Raw genomic sequence first — 17,251 nt, 5'->3', positions numbered from 1 at the left:
GATGGACAACGCAATATTCAGGGCCGCCATCGCTGGTAAGTCAGCTCAGCAGCGCTGAGCGGCGAAATCCATGAGAGCCACGCTGGGACGTTTATGTCCTGGTTGGGTTGAGAGGGCAAGTGAAGCTGCGCTAATCAATCAGGTTCTACCTGAGATGCACAAGCGCCTCCTTCCAACACCGCTGGTTCCTCGAACTCTGTCTGCAGTAGCGTCAAAAACGCCTCCCGAGCCGGGTGTCTTCCTGCGTTTTCATGCCAATAGAAAAGGTTGTCGATACTCGTCAGATCCGGAAACTCATATCCTAGCCAACCCGCAGTGTGGCGGTATTGCTCATAGATACCCCGAGGTACCAGCGCAACGCCGGCACCAGCGCTGACACATCCCACTATGGTGCCATAGCTTGCAATGCTCACGATCGGCAACACCTGATCATGACGCACCAGCCACTGCTCCAGCGCCAACCGGTAAGGACAGCCTGGGGGCCACATGAAAATTTCCTTACCTTGTAGATCCGCTGCTGTGCGTAATGGCCCATGGGACTCGGACGCGATGAGCATTAAATCTTCACGGTACACCACCGCTCGCTTGAGACCGGGGCGCTCAATGTTCACTGCCACGATCACCCCATCAAGTCGATGGTGCTCAGTGTCGTCCAGCAGTTGCGCCCAAGTGCCAGTGCTCAACTCCAGCGATACCTGCGGGTACAGCGCATGGTACTTGGACAATAACCGGGGCAGCCGTCCGGCTGCACTGGACTCAATGGCGCCAATGCGCAAAGGACCGCAAGGCGTATTGTCAGGCGCTACCGCGCGCTTGGCTTCATCAGCCAGACCCAGGATTTTCGTCACGTAATCAAGAAATACCTCCCCGGCTGGAGTGATCCGTAGCCCACGGCCGTCGCGAAAAAACAGCGGTGTGCCGAGCTCTCGCTCCAAGGACTTGAGCCGGGCCGTGATATTGGAGGGCACGCAGTGCAGCAACTCGGCGGCGCGCGCAATGCTCCCGAAGTCGTGAACCGTCTTGAACATGCGCAGTTGGGAAAATTCCATAGCTCACCCAGAGTGAATGCATGGGTCAGTTTAAGTCACTTGTAGTGCGGCTTGGTGTTTTTGATACTTCAGCCGGCACACGATGCAGTGATGCTGTCGCCCTTTCATATTCTCAATAAGCAGGAATTTTTATGGGATTAGTTGAGCGTAAAATTGCACCCAGGATTACGGTTTAATGAAAACAAGACCGGGTATAAAAATCGCTTTGGCGGCGAGTTTTGTAATCCTTTGCTGGGCCTATTCCCCGATTGGAATCCACATCGGACTAGAGGCCTATGAGCCCGGTCATCTCGCACTGATGCGATTTCTCATCGCATCAACATTCATGGCTGGCGTCGCAGGGGTGATGCGTATTTCCCTGCCTCGCCTGAAAGACCTGCCTCTGCTGGCGGTGCTGGGGTTCTTTGCCGTCAGCCTGCACCACATCGCCCTAAACAACGGCCAACAAGGCGTTAGCGCCGGGGCCTCCAGTGTACTGGCACAGTCCACGCCCCTGTTCAGTACGTTACTGGCACATTTCGTGTTCAAAGATCGAGTCAACGGCTGGCAATGGACCTGTGTGCTATGTGGGCTACTCGGTACCGCGGTAGTAGTCACCGGGGACCGTGGCTTTGGTGAACTGGACGCGCATGGGCTGTTGATTCTGCTGGCGGCTCTGTCCTGGAGTCTGTATTTCGCCTTGCAGAAACACCATGCCCATCGGTATGACGGGCTGACGATGGTGTGTTACACCATTTGGTCGGGTACGGCACTGCTGCTTGTTTATGCTCCGGGGTTGTGGAACGAAGCACAAAATGCCTCAGCCTCGGTCAATCTTGCGGTGCTGATTCTGGGCATCTTCCCCAGCGCCCTTGCGTACCTCGCCTGGGCATACGTATTGGCACAGAGCAACGTGAGCCGTGCGTCCATTTCACTCTACCTGATACCCCCCACAGCGTTGTTGATGGCCTCGTTGGTTCTAAGCGAACGCCCTTCTGCCATGGTTATCGCAGGAGCGGCCATTGTGCTGACGAGCGTACTCGCTCTTCATCTCGAACCATCCAAAGCCACGGTCCCTGCCAACAAAATTTGAACAGAGGTCCTGATCACTAACGAACGACACAGCACATCATTCACTGGCCTTCGAACATCACGTGTTCATTTGCACCAACCTGCGCCCCGATGTGCGGCAAGCTCGACTACCTGCGCGGCGAGTTCCGGCAGATGTGCAACCGATATGTGATGAACAACAACTTTGCCTTTGGCGGGGTGAATACTTCGCTGACTTTTCGGCGTTGGTCGTAACCTTTAAGAGCGAGCCTGCTCGCGATGGACGTCAACGATAACGCGGGCTGCCTGATACCCCGTGTTATCCGGACGGCGACCGTTCAATTCCTCCCGCAAAGAAAAGACACACTCGGAACCCGGAGTACCTCATTTCGGAAACGTCCCACAGCCAGAATTCAGGCTACACGGTAGGGTCAATACTCACGACCTCGCACACCGATCATCAGTGGAAAACAGCGAGTCCTTCTTTCTAACTGTTTGAATACACCATGATTACAATCAACCCAGCGCTGTACATCACGACATTGATATTCTCTACCGTCATGAGCTATTACATCGTGATTTCAAATTACGCCGACAATATCTACCCAATCAATGCAGACTCGATAGGGATTCCACTTTTCAAAACAACCGGGGTAACGGTGATACTTTTATTGCTATCGCTCATCCAATACCCCATATACAAGCACCTGAAACATGGGAAACCATCAAACATAATCGCGATTACATCTGCACTGGCAGCGACGACATTTTCATCCGCACTGCTTTTCCTAAGCACAGCTTATTGGCTCGCCCCAAATCATTTCACTCTATCCGCCGTGTACTTCATCACACTGTCGACCTACCTGACTCAGCAGTTCAAAATTTACAAAAGTCTCGTCTCACGGATAAATCAAACGCCTCGCGCGGGAAACTATTGATCGTTCCCACGCTCGGCGAATGGGCACGATCTTTTGGGCCGATCAGTGTGGATCTAGATTATCCAGCACTCGATTCACCGCCATTTCCCCCAGCATGATCGACTGCTGAATTCCCAGCAGCGTGTTGCCCTGCACCCCGTTGAGACTCCTCGCGAAATCACTGGCCATGACATTAGCCGATGCCAGTGACACACAGGCGTATTCCAACAGCGTGTGGTTATCGATATCGGGTGCGACGAGGAAAAGGGGGCTGGGCTGGTGTGGCGCGTCCGGATCGGAATGCGCAGGGTTTGGCGTATCGCTCATGATTCAGCATCCTGAAAAAGGCGGCCACACCCAATCGCTTGTGATCAAAAGGGTGGCAGCTGTACGCAGGTTAGCAGACCGGGCAAAACGAAAACCGGCGCGCCCGAAGGCGCCCTGCGCACAACTACCGTCAAGGGCAGGTATGGACATACCTGCCTATCAGGAGCGCATGTGCGCTTCGATTTGCTACGGGCTGCTAAACCCGATCACTGACCATCAGTGACGCGGATCAAGCTACCGACAGCCCCTAAAGCGCACAAGCCGGCGGATTCTGGATCTGTTGTAGGCAAGACCGCAAGGTGTCGTAGCCTTGTCGATGGATTTCGGAAATGTCCCACAGCGGTTGGTAAAGGCTTCCGACAGGGTTGTTGCATCCTCGTTTCCGCTCGCTGTTTTTTTATTCTTGCGGACGCCTTCGCGGGCAAGCCCGCTCCCACAGGTTTTGTGGTGTGGCGAAAATTGTGCTCGCTAGCTGAACACTGTGGGAGCGGGCTTGCCCGCGATTGACGGCAAAGCCGTCATGGCTGCAGCGGCTCAACCTTCCTGGTCAGCAACTCCACAAAAGCCTTGGCCATCGGCGACCTCTGATCCTTGCGCTGCACCAGCCACACCGCCGAAACCGCCGCTGGATCAAGCAACGGCCGATAGACCACACCATCAATGCGCATGCGTTGATAAGACGCCGGCAACACCGATACGCCGAGGCCCGCGGCGACCAGGCCGATGATGGTCATCGCCTCGCCCGCCTCCTGGGCAAAGTGCGGACTGAAGCCGGCATCGCGAGCCAGGCTGAGCAGTTGCGCGTACAGGCCACTGCCATAACTGCGGGGGAAAAATACGAAGGGTTCGAGGGCCAGGGCCGAGAGAAATAGACCCTCTTCACTGCCACTCACCAGCGGATGCTTGGAACTGAGTACTGCCACCAAGGGCTCGCGCATCAACTCGACCACACTGAGGCTATCCGGCAGCCCAAGCGGGCGCATGATCCCGACCTCGATCGACTCATCCACCAACGCATCGGCGACCTGGGTGCTGCTCATTTCCCGCAGGTTCAGGTGCACCGCCGGGAAACGCTGGCGAAAGGAAAAAATCGCCTGGGGGATGGTCGAGTTGAACGGAGCCGAAGAGGTGAAGCCGATCTTCAGCTCGCCCAGTTCACCCAGTTGCGCCCGCCGTGCAACATCCGCCGCTTTGTCGACCTGCGCCAATGCCAGGCGCGCCTCTTCCAGGAACAGTCGGCCGGCCTCACTCAGCTCGACCCGACGATTGGTACGCTCGAACAGGCGCGCGCCCACTTCCTGTTCCAGCGCCTGGATCTGCTGGCTTAGCGGCGGCTGGGAAATGCCCAGCACTTGTGCGGCGCGGCCAAAGTGCAGTTCTTCGGCGACCGCAATGAAGTAGCGCAGGTGACGCAGTTCCATGGAAACCTCATTAGGTCGTAAAAGCTCTCAAACAGGTCGAACAATATATTGGATTGAATCAATAGCCAGCTATATGCTTTTTTCATTGCCTGACCGGCTGCGCCATCCCGAGGTCCAAAGTGAAAACCGCTATCGCCCCACTCACCCATGAAGTAGCGCCCGATATGCCTGCCCAGTTGCAGGAAATCTACATCGAAAAAGGCACCCCTGCGTTCATGCGCACGGTGCTGGCACTGTTCTGTGGCGGCTTTGCGACCTTCGCCCTGCTGTATTGCGTGCAGCCAATGATGCCGCTGCTGTCCCACGAATATTCCATCAACGCGGCACAGAGCAGCCTGATCCTCTCGGTAGCCACCGGCATGCTGGCTTTCGGCTTGCTGATCACCGGCCCCATCTCCGACCGTGTCGGGCGCAAGCCGGTGATGGTTACCGCGCTATTCGCCGCCGCACTCTGCACCATGGCCAGCGCCATGATGCCGAGCTGGCATGGCGTGCTCTTGATGCGTGCGCTGATCGGCCTGTCCCTGAGCGGCCTGGCGGCGGTTGCCATGACCTACCTGAGCGAAGAGATTCACCCGCACCACATCGGCCTGGCGATGGGTCTGTACATCGCCGGTAACGCAATTGGCGGGATGAGCGGACGCCTGATTACCGGGGTACTGATCGACTTCGTCAGCTGGCACACGGCGATGCTGGTGATCGGTGGCCTGGCGTTGATCGCGGCGGCGGTGTTCTGGAAAATCCTTCCCGAGTCGCGCAACTTCCGCTCGCGCTCCTTGCACCCGCGCAGCCTGCTCGACGGCTTCACCATGCACTTTCGCGATGCCGGGCTGCCGCTGCTGTTTCTCGAAGCCTTTGTGTTGATGGGCGCGTTCGTCACGCTGTTCAACTACATCGGTTATCGCCTGCTGGCCGAGCCGTACCATATGGATCAGGTGTTTGTCGGTCTGCTCTCGATCGTGTACCTGTCGGGCATCTACAGTTCGGCAAAAATCGGTGCCCTGGCCGACAAGCTCGGCCGGCGCAAGGTGCTGTGGAGCACCATCGTGCTGATGATCGCCGGCCTTGCCCTGACAATGTTCACGCCGCTGGTGCTGGTGATCATCGGCATGCTCATCTTCACCTTCGGCTTCTTCGGCGCCCATTCGGTTGCCAGCAGCTGGATCGGCCGCCGGGCCCTGAAGGCCAAGGGGCAGGCTTCATCGCTGTACCTGTTCAGCTACTACGCCGGGTCGAGCATTGCAGGCACGGCCGGCGGAGTGTTCTGGCACCTGGGCGGCTGGAACGGAATCGGCCTGTTCATTGGCACGCTGCTGCTGATTGCGCTGCTGGTCGCGTTGAAGCTGGCGAAATTGCCGCTACTGCCTCAGAACGGCTCGGCTACCTGAGCACCATCTGCGCCTGCAGAACCCCTTCACGGTTTTCCAGCGTCAGCGATTGCAGCGCGACGGCGTCGCGCTCGACGTCATCGATCCACTTCATCAAGGTTTGCGCATCACCATCAAGCGTGAGGCGCAACAGCTCGCCTTCGCTCTCCATCTGCCGTATTTCCAGGCCCGCCAACGTGACGCTTTCGCTGATGCGCAGCGAGAGCGGCTCATCAGTGGCGACAGCTGTTTGGCTGCGCGGTTGCGCCCTTTGCAGCTGCGCGGCCAGCCCCATCTGTTGCTGATATTGCCGCTCGACGGTTTCCAGACGTTGGCGCGTCGGCTGAAAGATCAGAGTGAACGCCAACACCATGAGTAAAAACCCGCCAAGTACCTGCAGCAAACGTTGTTCGCGGGCAGATATGCGTTGCCATGCCTGCTTCATGCTCCGTCCTCCACGGTGAGGGTGGCGCGCACGCGATCGAGCGCCTTGCTTGCACTGTCGACACTAACGGGAAGGCCCTGTTGGCGCCCCCGCTCGCGCAACTGTTCCAGCTCGGCAAAACTGTTGGCAGTCAGCTGGATTTTCCAGCCATCGCCTGCACGAAATTCGATGCGCTGGACTTCTACATGGCTAGCACCAATCACCTGTTCGATCAGCTTGACCAGCCCTGCGACTCGCGTGTTCTGCCGGTCCGCCGGCTGGCTTTGCAGCGCCTTGAGTTGCGCCGCCATGTCGACGATGCGGCTCTGCTGCGGATAGAGCGTCTTGAACCGCTGCTCATTCTGAACCGCCAGACGGCTGGTTTCACCCGCGAGAAAATCGATGCGCACCTCTGCGGCCACCCAGGCAAGCACGATCGATGTCAGCATCACCAGCGCACCGCTACGCCAAGGCAGACGTCTGTGCTGCAAGGCGAACCTGCCTTGCAGCAAATTGATGGCATGCGCTGGGCGGGCGCTCAGCCATTGATCGGTTCTCGTCGGGTCCTCACGATCATCCAGCCACTGGGTGTCCTCGGGCAGTGACGGTGTGAGCATCGTCAGACTCTCTTGGGACAACGCCATGCGTGCCGACAACCCTGCGCCCAACATCCAGCGACCGAACCACCAGACGCCAAGCGCCTGTCCAGCGGGCAGCAGATCGGCATCGACGAAGACCGCGCGCACCTCTATGCCCACCTCAGCCAGCAACGCTAGCACGGCGGTCAACCGCTCCCGGCCGATCACCATCACCGGGAAGCAGCCCTCATGATCGCGCGCGCCAATACTCAAATGCACCTCTTCCAGCGCTTGGCTCAGTTGATCTTCCACGGCATAAGCAATGGCCTGAGCCTCGGGCCTGCGTCTTGTCGGCCAAGGATCGCTGCGCAACCAGCTGCACATTTCCATGGGCAACAGTACGTCGACCCGTTGCCCCTTGAGCATCGGGGCCGCTTGCGTCAACGGCAGGTGCTGACGTTGCCCGGCCTCGGACCACAGGCAGCAGGGCCAATCGCTCGAATGCGAGTCCAGGCCTTCGGCAGTCAGGTAAAGCCAGGTAGTCATTGCGCCATCTCATAGGTACTCGAAGGTAGAAAACGTCGTTGCAGCACATTCAGTTGAGCGGTATCCGGGTCGAATTCGACATCAGTGGCCAGGCGCATGCCGCGCCCGTCCCGGTTCACTTGCACGGTGATCCGATACCAGCGGCTCTGGATGCCCAGTCCGTGGCCGCTCAAGTCCGCTGTGGATAGCAGCGGGTCCAGGGTGAAGGCCTGAACACTTGTCCATGGTGTCGTCGAACCCTGCTCGACCAATGCCTCCGCGGTCGAGGCATCAACCTCGCCGAGCGTGCGTAACACCAGCGCTGGCGCGGTATTGATATTCAACACAGCGTCGTTGGGCAGCATCGATACCCAAGGTTCCAGCTGTCGCAACATCTGCGCGTCAATTCCCGGCAACAGGCGCAATTGACTGAGTTCGCGCAATGGCCCGACCTGGTCCAACTGCAAGGACGGTAAACCCAGCAGACCAAGCAAACGCGCCCAACGATTGAGGGTGACCTGGTCAATCTGTCCCGAGCGCAACAACGAGTTGAGGTTGAAGCGCCCGGCCAGATCTTCGATGCTCACCCGCACCTGCTCGTCTTCGAGATCCAGCTCGGGAGTCATTCGGGCCCACGCCTGAGTGCGGTCGACGGTTTTTGCAGGCGTCTGCAGCGCGCCCTGCAACAGCAACAGCGCTTGGGTTTCCACGCCAGTGGCGAGTTGATGCAAATGCATCTGTTGCAGTTGTTGCCCGCTGCTTTGCAATGCCAGTCCATGACTGCGCAACAAGCCGCTGGTGATCAGCAACGCCAGGGTCATGATCAGCAATACGCTGATCAGCGCTATTCCCCGTTGGCGCCCACTCACGGTAGTGCCCCCGGCATCAGGAACACCCTGCGAATCGCCTCGAAACGTCCGGTCGACACTTCCATTTCTACGGCCAGGGGTACCTTATCAGCAGGGCCGACCGGCCAGGCACTGACCCAGCCGGACTGCCTGTCGAACAGACGCCAGCGCAATCCACTGACATCCCCGAGGAGTTTTTGCCGCGACATCACTGGCGTGCCGTCCACCAGGCTTTCACGCCATAACGCGCCGTCATCGAGGCGATAGATCAGGGTTTGTCGCTCACTGCGGGGCTGATCCATGGGGTTGCGCCAATTGCTGCGCTGCAACTGCAAAAATGTCGGTGTGAGCACCATGGGCTGCTCGGTAACGTGCAGCAGGTCCCGCTCGATCACTGCCAAGGCGCGCTGCAGGTTTCTGAACTCTCGCTCGTGGGCCGCGGTGCCCTGTTGCACCCGTACCACGCTGTCGAACAATCCCCAACTGGCCAATCCCAGCACGGCAAAAATGGCCATGGCGATCACCAGTTCGAGCAAGGTGAACCCGCGCTGCTTATTCATGGCGAGCGTGTATCCAGCCAGTGGCGCGGTGCAGCGGGTGCTCGCTGCCCGGATGGCTGACGTGAATGTCGATCTTCAGCAGGCGCGGATCGTTCGAGGCGCTGATGGACTGGTGGATCAGCCATTCCCTGCGGTCCATGAGCACGACCATCTGTTGTTGACCGACCGCCAGCCCGGGTTGCACACGTAATTCGTTCAACTGGTTGTCCGCAAGCCAGGCGGCAAAGAGTCGCTGTTCAACGGCGCCGGTCTGCTTCAAAACGTATTGGCTGGCCGACAACACAGCGGCCGCCAGCGTCGCAAAAATCGCCAGGGCGACCATGATCTCCAGCAAGGTGAAGCCGTCCATACGCGATATGGATCGCCGACTAGCCATCGATCACCACCTCGCCAATGCCGTCACTGGACAGGCTCAGCCAGGTCCGGTTTCCGGAACCGAGTGTCAGCGTGAAGGCGCTGGTTTCATCGCTGCTGTAGATCAACAACTGCGGCGCCCCTTCGTCAGCCCCCAGGCTCAATGCATAACCGTCTTGCAACAAACGCGGTCGAACGTTTTCGGGCCAGCGATACAACATCGCCATGGGCTCCCAGCCGCGATCGCCCTGACGCATCACCCGGTAGCCATCAACGCTCAACCGCAAGCCGTACTCCCGGCCCTCAAGCACGGCGCGTTCACGCAGCTGCCCGATGACGTGCACCATCGCATTCGCCTCCTGCAGGGCCTGACGCGCCGGATTCACACTCGTCGCCAGGCTCACCATTCCCAGCAAAACACCGACCACAACGATCACGATCATCAGCTCCAATAAGGTGAAACCCCGGCAGCGGTAAACCATGGATCAGTCGCTCCGCAGACCGATATCGGCCGCATGCCCTTCACCACCGGTGATGCCATCAGCGCCTAGGGAATACAGGTCGTAACTGCCGTCGACCGACTGAACACCCGGGTTGAGGTATTGATAGGGCGTATTCCACGGGTCGACCGGCATGCTCTTGAGATAACCCTGAGGATTCCAGTTGCGCGGCACCGGTACCCCGGACGGACGTTTGACCAAGGCTTCCAGACCTTGCTGTGTCGAAGGGTAATGAGCGTTATCCAGGCGATACATTTCCAGGGCCGTAGAAATGGCCTGGATGTCGATTTTGGCGGCAGTGACTTTGGCCTGATCGGGACGGCTCATGAACTGCGGCACCACAATGGCCCCCAGTACACCGATGATGACGACCACCACCATGATTTCAATCAGGGTAAAACCTCGCTGCGCGCGGGCTATGTTGTGTTTGCGGAAACGTTGCATGGGTCAATTCACCAATTGGTTGAGGCTGAGTATTGGAAGCAGAATGGCCATGACGATCAGCAGCACGACGCCGCCCATCAACACCAGCATGGCCGGCTCGAACAGGCTCACCACCAATGCAATGCGCGCGGCAAGACTGCTTTCCTGTTGTTCGGCGGCACGGGCCAGCATGCGATCGAGCTCGCCGGCCCGTTCGCCACTGGCGATCATGTGCAGCATCATCGGCGGGATGTCGCCGCTCAGTTCCAGGCCGCGGGTCAGGGTTCCACCTTCTCGAACCGAACGGGCAACATCGACCATCCGCGCGCGAATGGTCAGGTTGCCGATGACAGCGGCGGAAATTTCCAGTGCATCCACCAGTGGCACCGCACTTTTGCCAAGGATCGCCAGGGTGCTGGCAAAACGTGCGGCTTCCATGGCGCGCAACACCTCGCCGATGACAGGCGTGTTCAGCACCCATCGATGCCAGCGCAGGCGCCACGGCGGCTGACGCAGGCTCCAGCGCCACAGGCTGAACAGCGTTGTCAGCACCCCCATCACCAGCAGGAAATGGTCGCGCAGCCCGTTGCTCAGCCCAATCAAAGCCTGGGTCAGCCAAGGCAACGGCTGGCCACTGTCGACAAAGATCTTCACAACATCCGGTACTACATAACCGAGCAGAAAACCGATGATCGCCACGCTGGCCAGCATCAGGATCAGCGGGTACACCAGGGCCATCTGGATCTTCTGTCGCGAGGCCTGACGCGCCTGGGTATAAGCCGCCAACTGTTCCAGGACATGACCGAGATGCCCCGACCGTTCACCGGCGGCGACGGTAGCGCGAAACAATTCGGGAAACGCCTTGGGAAACTGCCCTAGTGCCGATGCCAGCGCATGGCCCTCCATCACCCGGCTCCTGACGGCTGACAACAGGCCCGCGACCTTGCGCTTGGCACTCTGCTTCGCCACTGCATCGAGGGCTTCTTCCAGGGGCAGGCCGGCCTGGACCAGCGTTGACAACTGCAAGGTCAGTAACGCCAGGTCAGCAGCGCTCAGACGCCCGCCTCGGGCCTGCCTTCCCGTACTGGCGTCGACTCTGACCTCGGTCAACGTGCGAGGCCACAAACCGCGTTCACGCAACAGTTGTCGCGCATGGCGCGGCCCGTCGGCTTCCAGCCGCCCTTTGCAGCCTTTGCCCTGTGCATCGTGAGCGCGATAGTCGAACGTCGGCACCGGCTAGTTCTCCTGGGTCACGCGCAGCAGTTCGTCGAGGCTGGTCATGCCATCCAGCACCCGCTGGCGACCATCCTGAAACAAACTGCGCGAGACCTGACGCGTCGCATCGACCAGCGCCTGCTCACTCGCGCCCTGGTGAATCAATGCGGCAACGGCAGGTGTCACGCTGATCAATTCGTAGATGCCGATACGCCCGCGATAACCGTGCTGGCACTGCTCGCATCCCGCCGCCCTGAACAGCTGCGCCGGCGCGGCCGGATCGAGTCCAAGGCGCTGACAGGCCGCCGCGTCCGCCGGGTACGAAACCTTGCAGTGGGAACACAATGTGCGCAGCAGACGCTGGGCCAGAATGCCCACCAGTGACGAGGCCAGCAGGTAGGCATCGACGCCCATGTCCACCAGACGCGTAACGGCACCAACCGCGCTGTTGGTGTGCAGGGTCGAGAGCACCAGGTGCCCGGTCAGGGACGCCTGCACAGCGATCTCGGCCGTCTCGCGATCGCGGATTTCGCCGACCATCACCACGTCCGGGTCCTGGCGCAGAATTGCCCGCAGGCCTCGGGCAAACGTCATGTCCACCTTCGGATTGACCGGCATCTGTCCGACACCCGGCAGGTGATACTCGATAGGGTCCTCGACCGTCAGAATGTTGCGGGTCTGGTCATTCAGGCTGCTCAGCGCAGCGTACAGGCTGGTGGTCTTGCCGGAGCCGGTCGGCCCCGTCACCAACAGGATTCCGTGGGGTTTCCCCAGCAGATGACGCAACACTGCAAGGGTGTCGTCAGGCATGCCCAGCCGATGCAGATCAAGGCGGCCGGCCTGCTTGTCGAGCAGGCGCAGCACCACCCGCTCGCCGTGGGCTGAGGGCAGCGTCGAGACTCGCACATCGACTTCATGCCCGGCCAGGCGCAACGCCATTCGCCCATCCTGGGGCACGCGTTTTTCTGCAATGTCCAGGCGCGCCATGACCTTGATTCGCGACACCAACAGTGTCGCCAGTTCGCGCCGGGGCCTGAGCATTTCGCGCAGCTGCCCATCAACCCGCATGCGTACCGAGAGATACTGCTCGAACGTTTCCAGGTGCACGTCCGAGGCGTGCTCGCGCACCGCTTCACCGAGCAGTGCGTTGATCAGCCGGATGATCGGCGCGTCGCCCTGTTGCTCCAGCAGGTCGGCGGTTTGCGGGACCTGATCGACCAGACTGAGCAGGTCCAGCTCGTCGTCCAGTCCCTGGGCGACCTGCTCGGCCGCGCTGTGTCCCTCGCGATAGGTCGACGCCAGCCGCGCTGCATATTCATCGGCTGCGACAATCTGCATCGGCAGCTCCCGGCCACACAGCCGGCGCGCTTCGGCCAACGCTGTCAGCGGCGCATCGCTACGCAGAACCAGGCGCAGGTCATCACCATCACGCTCCAGCAGCACGCCAAAACGTCGGGCGAACCCAAAGGGCAATTGCTCGCAGATTGCACTCATGACTTCACCGCGTCTTGCTGCGCAAGTCGAACGTCGGTGCGTCGGGATCCGGGTCGAACAAGCCGCGCGCTTCTGCTGGCAGCAGCAGTGAATTGTTTTCCCCCGCCCCCGACTTGCTCAAGTCACGCAGCGCGTTGTAGCGCTGCTGACTGACCTGGGAAAGGTCTTCCTTGCTGCGCACGATGGTGGGGCGCAGGAACACCATCAGGTTGCTTTTGGTCTGGGTGTCGCGGTTCCAGCGGAACATCGCGCCCAGATAAGGAATGTCACGCAGCAGCGGCACGCCGCTTTTTTGAGTGCGCACGCTGTCGCGGATCAGGCCGCCAATCACGATGATTTCGCCATCGTCGGCGAGAATGGTGCTTTTGAGCGCGCGCTTGTTGGTGATCAAGTCAGAGGAATCAATGCCCGAAACCGACGGCGCAATATCCGACACTTCCTGCTCGACCTCCAGCCGCAGGGTCGAGCCCTCGTTGATGTAAGGCTTGATCTTCAGGCTGATGCCGACGTCTTTGCGCTCGACCGTGGTGAACGGGTTATCCGCGCCGTTGCTATTGGTGGCGTAGGAACCGGTCTTGAACGGCACGTTCTGGCCGACGATGATTTCCGCCTCCTGGTTGTCCAGGGTCAGCAGGCTCGGCGTCGACAGCAGGTTGCTGTGGGTATTGCTGGCCAGGGCCGAGATCAACGCGCCAAAGCGGTCGCTGCCCAGCCGCAACATCGCCCCTTCCGGCGCCGATTTTTTCTCGTCGAATTTCAACCCACCGACAATCGGGATGTCGGTTCCGGGAAAGTTGATAAAGCCTGACGCATCGCCGGTATTGAGGTTCCACTGGACGCCGACGGCTTCGGCGATATCTCCGGAGATTTCCACGATGGCGGCGTGGATCAAAACCTGGGCCCGGGGCTGGTCCAGCTGTCGGACGATGTTTTCTATGGTCCGCACCTGCGCTGGTTCTGCAATCAACACCAGCGCGTTCTGGCTTTCATCAGCCTTGATCATGAAATTTGAAACAGTCGATGTGTCCTTGGCATTGCCTAGGGTGGTTGCCTGCTTTCTGCCTTGGGTCATCGACTCGAGGATCTCGGCCAACTGCTTTGCATCGCTATGACGCAGGCGAATCACCCGCGCATTGTCGAGGGTCTCGCTGGCAGGTGTATCAAGCCTGCGGGCCAGATCGGTCAGGCGTTGGCGAACGGCTGGTGGACCGATGAGGATCAAACGGTTGGTTCGGCCGTCGGCCAGGACCTGTATGACTGCTTCGGTATTGCGCTTGCCCAGCGAGGCCTCCATCACGGGAGCAATGTCTGTCGCCTGAGCGTGACGCAGTTGAACGACCGCATGCAGATTGTTCTGGCCGGCATCCAATTGAGCGACAACCCTGGCGACACGCTTCACATTGGCGGCCGTATCAGTGACGACCACAGCGTTGGCTGATACCGATGGACCCACATAGCCGTTGGCCGATATCAGTGGTCTCACCAGCCCGGCAATGTCGGATGCGCTGCTGGTACTCAACTCGATGACCTGCGTGACATATTGCGAAGCCGTGGCATTTTTTGCAGTGCCGCTGCCGGCCCTGGTCTTGGCTTCAGCGACAGGGGTAATCAGGACGCGGTCACCTTCGTCGATCACGGTGAAATTGTGCGCATCGAGAACCGAATAGAACAGGCGACGCACGCCTTCTCGATCCAGGGCTTTGGGGGACATGACCGTGATGCGTCCGGAGACTCTGGGGTCCAGCACTACGGTGGTACCGAGAATGCCGGACATTTCTTCGACGATGTCCCGCAACTCGGCATTGTTCATCGCCAACTGCCATTGTTTTTCTTCGGCGCAAAGTACGCCCGGCAAGACTGCCGTCGCCAAAACGAGGAAAAGCAGCGTGGTGCGCAGGGAATGCGCGCCGGTGTAGCTATTCATGGGTTAGATCACTCTGTCTGCCCGGAACTCGGGCGAAGGAAACGCGCGGCAGTGGTCACTGGTTGCGCAGCGACAGAAGGGTCGAGTCGCTGCAAAAAGCGCGCGGTAGAAGGTGCAAGCGTTAAAAGCTCTTCGCGCCCCTTGTTCCACAACACGACTTGATTGAACTCCACGCGGCGAAGAACACTGCCACCGGGCAAGCGCTCACCCACTTGATAAAGGCGCGAGCCTTGCGCATTGCTTAGCAATGCCTTGGACAAACCATTGCTGACGACAAAACTGCCCTGCAAAGTCAGCGGCTCGGCACTGGGCTGCAGCGTGGTACCGGTCGACAGACCGAATACGCTGGATACCGCTGTCGCGTCCAATGGCTGGCGTGCCGGCAGTGCCGACGGAGCAGCAATGGCAGGCGGTGGTTTAGCCAGTTGCTCGCGAAAGTTGCGCTCTTGCCATACCAGGAATACTGCGCAGGTCACTGGCAATACGTACAAAAAAAGGCGGCCCAGGCGAACGCGAATGCGTTGGCTGATGAAATTCGAAAGTGCCATGTTTAACTCGATGCTCCACAGCAACACCGTCTTCAGACGACCCTGTTCAGGTCGCCTGAAGTCCTGCGCTGTGAGTTACAGCTTGTTCCACGCCATGTGCCAGTGAGCACCGACACCTGGTTCGTACCCGTTCGCGGTGGGGCTGTACTGTTTGCAGTAGCCCGACTCAGGGAATGGCTTGCACTCAAAGACTTCATTGGTCTTCGGCTGCAGCACTTTGGTGCCGGCGGTGTAGCCGCTGATACCCTCAGGGAATACGAAGTCGTATTCGACGCCTGCGCCTTCACCGACGAGTTCTGCGGGTTGGCTGTCCTGAAGGGTCGTACGACCATCCAGAGTGGTGCCGGTCAATACCAGGGTGTGTGCGCCGGGATTGCTGCGAACATCCATCGAAAGAATATAGTTCTGCGCGCCAATCTCTTGTTTGAGGGAACCCACCGATTTCTGGTTTTCGTCGTACAGGTTGACTTCGATGTTCATTTTGCGCGTGGAGACAACGCCGAAATCGACTTTGGCCTGGCCTTTTTCAAGCTGATATTTTTCTGGCTTCGACCCGATTGCCAACCTGGCGCCAGGGTCTGGCAGGATGTCAGCCTTCACGATGTAACTGGTCACACCGCTTTCTTTTTGGGCGTACAGGCTGTTATTGCCTTTGATCGGCTCGATATTGCCGTTTTCGTCACGAACGCCGGCGCGGATGAGCTTGTGAGTCTGGTTGATTTTTTCAGCCAGCTTGAACGACCATTCGTTCGGTGAACCTTCCTCAGGGTTGTCGATACTGATTTCGACGCTGTACTGCGGGCTCTCACCGTTGGCGGTGAATGCGCGAGCCTTGACCTTGTCCCCGACCAGCAACGTATCCGAGGAAGCAATGCTGCCTACCCCCGACCAGCCACCCGGCAACTCAGGTTCTGCAAGGATGTTCACGTCCGCCACGTTATAAAACGCCGCGTCGGTATCACCCACGGTCCAGATCCCCAGAATCACGTGCTGACCGGATTTGTCAGCCGGGATTTGGCAGTTTTGTTTAGCGCCGGCTACCGGAAGCTTATGACCGCCATCGACTGTGCAGAATGCCGCAGGTTCGAAAGTGGCCCGCGTGAGCGGTTCATTCGGGTTCCAGCCATTGCGGCTGATGAAGTACTCGTGCTTTGTGGCCGGGTGAGGAGCCGGATACTGCCATTGGAAATCAATGTTGCGATCCTTGATTTCCGTGAGGTGCCAGCGGTTCGCAGACTGAGCGTCCACGGCGGAGAACAGCGAGTGACCGCCGCTCGCTATTTTGCCATCGACTGGCCCCTGCATCGGAGCACCGCCGATACCTGCCGGAAAGCCTTTGAAGGTTTCACCGACACTTTGCGGCTCGTATTGGGCTCCGCCACAGTTAACGTTTTTGCCTTGCTGGCAAAGCAGTGCACGCGAAGGCGGCACTTCAAGATATCCGTGGGCGGAAGCACTTTGCGACGCCAACATTGCCGACAACAACAGTACCGACGATGTGCCCGCAGTTAACGTAGCTCTCTTAACAAAAGTAACGCTCATAAATTCCCAACTTATCGAAATTAAGGCGCATAAATTGCGCCAGTGCTTGCGATATCGCCCTTTGCTTTCGCCTAGAGCAATCCATCGGGAATATTACGGAGCTTAAGGTAACCTCTATGTAGGATTAATCTTCAATAGCAGCTGGAAAACTCCACAGATGGAATTGTCTGACATCAATTTCCTGCAAACTCAGAAAATTTGTTTAA

18 protein-coding genes and 1 pseudogene are annotated in these 17,251 nt (G+C 58.9%); 4 read left to right on the top strand and 15 right to left on the bottom strand.

Annotated elements, in window-relative coordinates; translation table 11 throughout:
• Positions 1-134 precede the first annotated feature (134 nt).
• Complete coding sequence (locus ASE98_RS17845; protein WP_060542647.1) at positions 135-1,049, bottom strand: LysR family transcriptional regulator; 915 nt, start codon at positions 1,047-1,049, stop codon at positions 135-137.
• Between the two features lie 175 nt (positions 1,050-1,224).
• Between ASE98_RS17845 and ASE98_RS17840 the strand changes: the two genes are divergently transcribed.
• The 3 genes and pseudogenes from ASE98_RS17840 (at position 1,225) to ASE98_RS17835 (ending at position 3,016) form a co-directional block, all read left to right on the top strand.
• On the top strand, positions 1,225-2,121 hold the full coding sequence (locus ASE98_RS17840) for a DMT family transporter (RefSeq protein ID WP_060542646.1): 897 nt from the start codon (positions 1,225-1,227) through the stop codon (positions 2,119-2,121).
• Between the two features lie 86 nt (positions 2,122-2,207).
• Positions 2,208-2,333: pseudogene (locus ASE98_RS27300) on the top strand (beta-ketoacyl-ACP synthase); the annotation flags it as partial.
• Between the two features lie 251 nt (positions 2,334-2,584).
• Positions 2,585-3,016, top strand: coding sequence for a hypothetical protein (locus ASE98_RS17835; RefSeq protein WP_060542645.1), 432 nt, complete (start codon positions 2,585-2,587; stop codon positions 3,014-3,016).
• Positions 3,017-3,058: 42 nt separating this feature from the next.
• Here ASE98_RS17835 and ASE98_RS17830 read toward each other — a convergent pair whose 3' ends face one another.
• A complete protein-coding gene (locus ASE98_RS17830) occupies positions 3,059-3,322 on the bottom strand; it encodes a DUF6124 family protein (protein WP_060542644.1) in 264 nt (87 codons plus the stop codon).
• A gap of 518 nt (positions 3,323-3,840) precedes the next feature.
• Positions 3,841-4,743 (bottom strand): LysR family transcriptional regulator, encoded by a 903-nt coding sequence (locus ASE98_RS17825; RefSeq protein WP_060542643.1) that lies wholly within the window; start codon positions 4,741-4,743, stop codon positions 3,841-3,843.
• Positions 4,744-4,907: 164 nt separating this feature from the next.
• Here ASE98_RS17825 and ASE98_RS17820 point away from each other — a divergent pair, with 164 nt between their 5' ends.
• Entirely contained in the window at positions 4,908-6,131 is a 1,224-nt protein-coding gene (locus ASE98_RS17820; protein WP_256352617.1) for an MFS transporter, read from the top strand.
• Here ASE98_RS17820 and gspM read toward each other — a convergent pair.
• From gspM to gbpA, 12 genes are all read right to left on the bottom strand, one after another.
• The gene (gspM, locus tag ASE98_RS17815) at positions 6,124-6,555 is read right to left on the bottom strand and encodes a type II secretion system protein GspM (RefSeq protein ID WP_060542641.1); all 432 of its coding nucleotides are present in this window, start codon (positions 6,553-6,555) and stop codon (positions 6,124-6,126) included. The two genes, ASE98_RS17820 and gspM, sit on opposite strands and share 8 nt — an antisense overlap.
• Complete coding sequence (gspL, locus tag ASE98_RS17810; protein WP_060542640.1) at positions 6,552-7,658, bottom strand: type II secretion system protein GspL; 1,107 nt, start codon at positions 7,656-7,658, stop codon at positions 6,552-6,554. The genes gspM and gspL overlap by 4 nt, the downstream gene beginning before the upstream one ends.
• Positions 7,655-8,506: a general secretion pathway protein GspK gene (locus ASE98_RS17805; RefSeq protein ID WP_060542639.1), complete on the bottom strand. Its 852-nt coding sequence runs from the start codon at positions 8,504-8,506 to the stop codon at positions 7,655-7,657. The genes gspL and ASE98_RS17805 overlap by 4 nt, the downstream gene beginning before the upstream one ends.
• Positions 8,503-9,045 carry a type II secretion system protein GspJ gene (locus tag ASE98_RS17800; RefSeq protein WP_060542638.1) on the bottom strand — a complete coding sequence of 181 codons (543 nt, stop codon included), beginning with the start codon at positions 9,043-9,045 and terminating at the stop codon, positions 8,503-8,505. The genes ASE98_RS17805 and ASE98_RS17800 overlap by 4 nt, the downstream gene beginning before the upstream one ends.
• Positions 9,038-9,421: a type II secretion system minor pseudopilin GspI gene (gene gspI / locus ASE98_RS17795; protein WP_060542637.1), complete on the bottom strand. Its 384-nt coding sequence runs from the start codon at positions 9,419-9,421 to the stop codon at positions 9,038-9,040. The genes ASE98_RS17800 and gspI overlap by 8 nt, the downstream gene beginning before the upstream one ends.
• Entirely contained in the window at positions 9,414-9,881 is a 468-nt protein-coding gene (gspH, locus tag ASE98_RS17790) for a type II secretion system minor pseudopilin GspH (RefSeq protein WP_060542636.1), read from the bottom strand. Before gspH ends, gspI begins: the two co-directional genes overlap by 8 nt.
• Positions 9,882-9,884: 3 nt before the next feature.
• Positions 9,885-10,343 (bottom strand): type II secretion system major pseudopilin GspG, encoded by a 459-nt coding sequence (gene gspG / locus ASE98_RS17785; protein WP_060542635.1) that lies wholly within the window; start codon positions 10,341-10,343, stop codon positions 9,885-9,887.
• Between the two features lie 3 nt (positions 10,344-10,346).
• Complete coding sequence (gspF, locus tag ASE98_RS17780; RefSeq protein WP_060542634.1) at positions 10,347-11,555, bottom strand: type II secretion system inner membrane protein GspF; 1,209 nt, start codon at positions 11,553-11,555, stop codon at positions 10,347-10,349.
• A gap of 3 nt (positions 11,556-11,558) precedes the next feature.
• Entirely contained in the window at positions 11,559-13,031 is a 1,473-nt protein-coding gene (gspE, locus tag ASE98_RS17775; RefSeq protein WP_060542633.1) for a type II secretion system ATPase GspE, read from the bottom strand.
• Between the two features lie 4 nt (positions 13,032-13,035).
• Positions 13,036-14,955 (bottom strand): type II secretion system secretin GspD, encoded by a 1,920-nt coding sequence (gene gspD / locus ASE98_RS17770; RefSeq protein ID WP_060542632.1) that lies wholly within the window; start codon positions 14,953-14,955, stop codon positions 13,036-13,038.
• A gap of 8 nt (positions 14,956-14,963) precedes the next feature.
• A complete protein-coding gene (locus tag ASE98_RS17765) occupies positions 14,964-15,503 on the bottom strand; it encodes a type II secretion system protein N (RefSeq protein WP_060542631.1) in 540 nt (179 codons plus the stop codon).
• 75 nt (positions 15,504-15,578) lie between these two features.
• The gene (gbpA, locus tag ASE98_RS17760; protein WP_060542630.1) at positions 15,579-17,045 is read right to left on the bottom strand and encodes an N-acetylglucosamine-binding protein GbpA; all 1,467 of its coding nucleotides are present in this window, start codon (positions 17,043-17,045) and stop codon (positions 15,579-15,581) included.
• Between the last annotated feature and the right edge of the window lie 206 nt (positions 17,046-17,251).

The organism is Pseudomonas sp. Leaf48, assembly GCF_001421885.1.
Lineage (GTDB): Bacteria > Pseudomonadota > Gammaproteobacteria > Pseudomonadales > Pseudomonadaceae > Aquipseudomonas.
This window is presented reverse-complemented; position numbering and strand designations above follow the sequence as displayed.

What these genes read in the sequence shown, in the direction of transcription:
- ASE98_RS17845 (WP_060542647.1), bottom strand. Translation starts at nt 1,049, where the DNA reads ATGGAATTTTCCCAACTGCGCATGTTCAAGACGGTTCACGACTTCGGG.
- ASE98_RS17840 (WP_060542646.1), top strand. Translation starts at nt 1,225, where the DNA reads ATGAAAACAAGACCGGGTATAAAAATCGCTTTGGCGGCGAGTTTTGTA.
- ASE98_RS17835 (WP_060542645.1), top strand. Translation starts at nt 2,585, where the DNA reads ATGATTACAATCAACCCAGCGCTGTACATCACGACATTGATATTCTCT.
- ASE98_RS17830 (WP_060542644.1), bottom strand. Translation starts at nt 3,322, where the DNA reads ATGAGCGATACGCCAAACCCTGCGCATTCCGATCCGGACGCGCCACAC.
- ASE98_RS17825 (WP_060542643.1), bottom strand. Translation starts at nt 4,743, where the DNA reads ATGGAACTGCGTCACCTGCGCTACTTCATTGCGGTCGCCGAAGAACTG.
- ASE98_RS17820 (WP_256352617.1), top strand. Translation starts at nt 4,908, where the DNA reads ATGCCTGCCCAGTTGCAGGAAATCTACATCGAAAAAGGCACCCCTGCG.
- gspM (WP_060542641.1), bottom strand. Translation starts at nt 6,555, where the DNA reads ATGAAGCAGGCATGGCAACGCATATCTGCCCGCGAACAACGTTTGCTG.
- gspL (WP_060542640.1), bottom strand. Translation starts at nt 7,658, where the DNA reads ATGACTACCTGGCTTTACCTGACTGCCGAAGGCCTGGACTCGCATTCG.
- ASE98_RS17800 (WP_060542638.1), bottom strand. Translation starts at nt 9,045, where the DNA reads ATGAATAAGCAGCGCGGGTTCACCTTGCTCGAACTGGTGATCGCCATG.
- gspI (WP_060542637.1), bottom strand. Translation starts at nt 9,421, where the DNA reads ATGGCTAGTCGGCGATCCATATCGCGTATGGACGGCTTCACCTTGCTG.
- gspH (WP_060542636.1), bottom strand. Translation starts at nt 9,881, where the DNA reads ATGGTTTACCGCTGCCGGGGTTTCACCTTATTGGAGCTGATGATCGTG.
- gspG (WP_060542635.1), bottom strand. Translation starts at nt 10,343, where the DNA reads ATGCAACGTTTCCGCAAACACAACATAGCCCGCGCGCAGCGAGGTTTT.
- gspE (WP_060542633.1), bottom strand. Translation starts at nt 13,031, where the DNA reads ATGAGTGCAATCTGCGAGCAATTGCCCTTTGGGTTCGCCCGACGTTTT.
- gspD (WP_060542632.1), bottom strand. Translation starts at nt 14,955, where the DNA reads ATGAATAGCTACACCGGCGCGCATTCCCTGCGCACCACGCTGCTTTTC.
- ASE98_RS17765 (WP_060542631.1), bottom strand. Translation starts at nt 15,503, where the DNA reads ATGGCACTTTCGAATTTCATCAGCCAACGCATTCGCGTTCGCCTGGGC.
- gbpA (WP_060542630.1), bottom strand. Translation starts at nt 17,045, where the DNA reads ATGAGCGTTACTTTTGTTAAGAGAGCTACGTTAACTGCGGGCACATCG.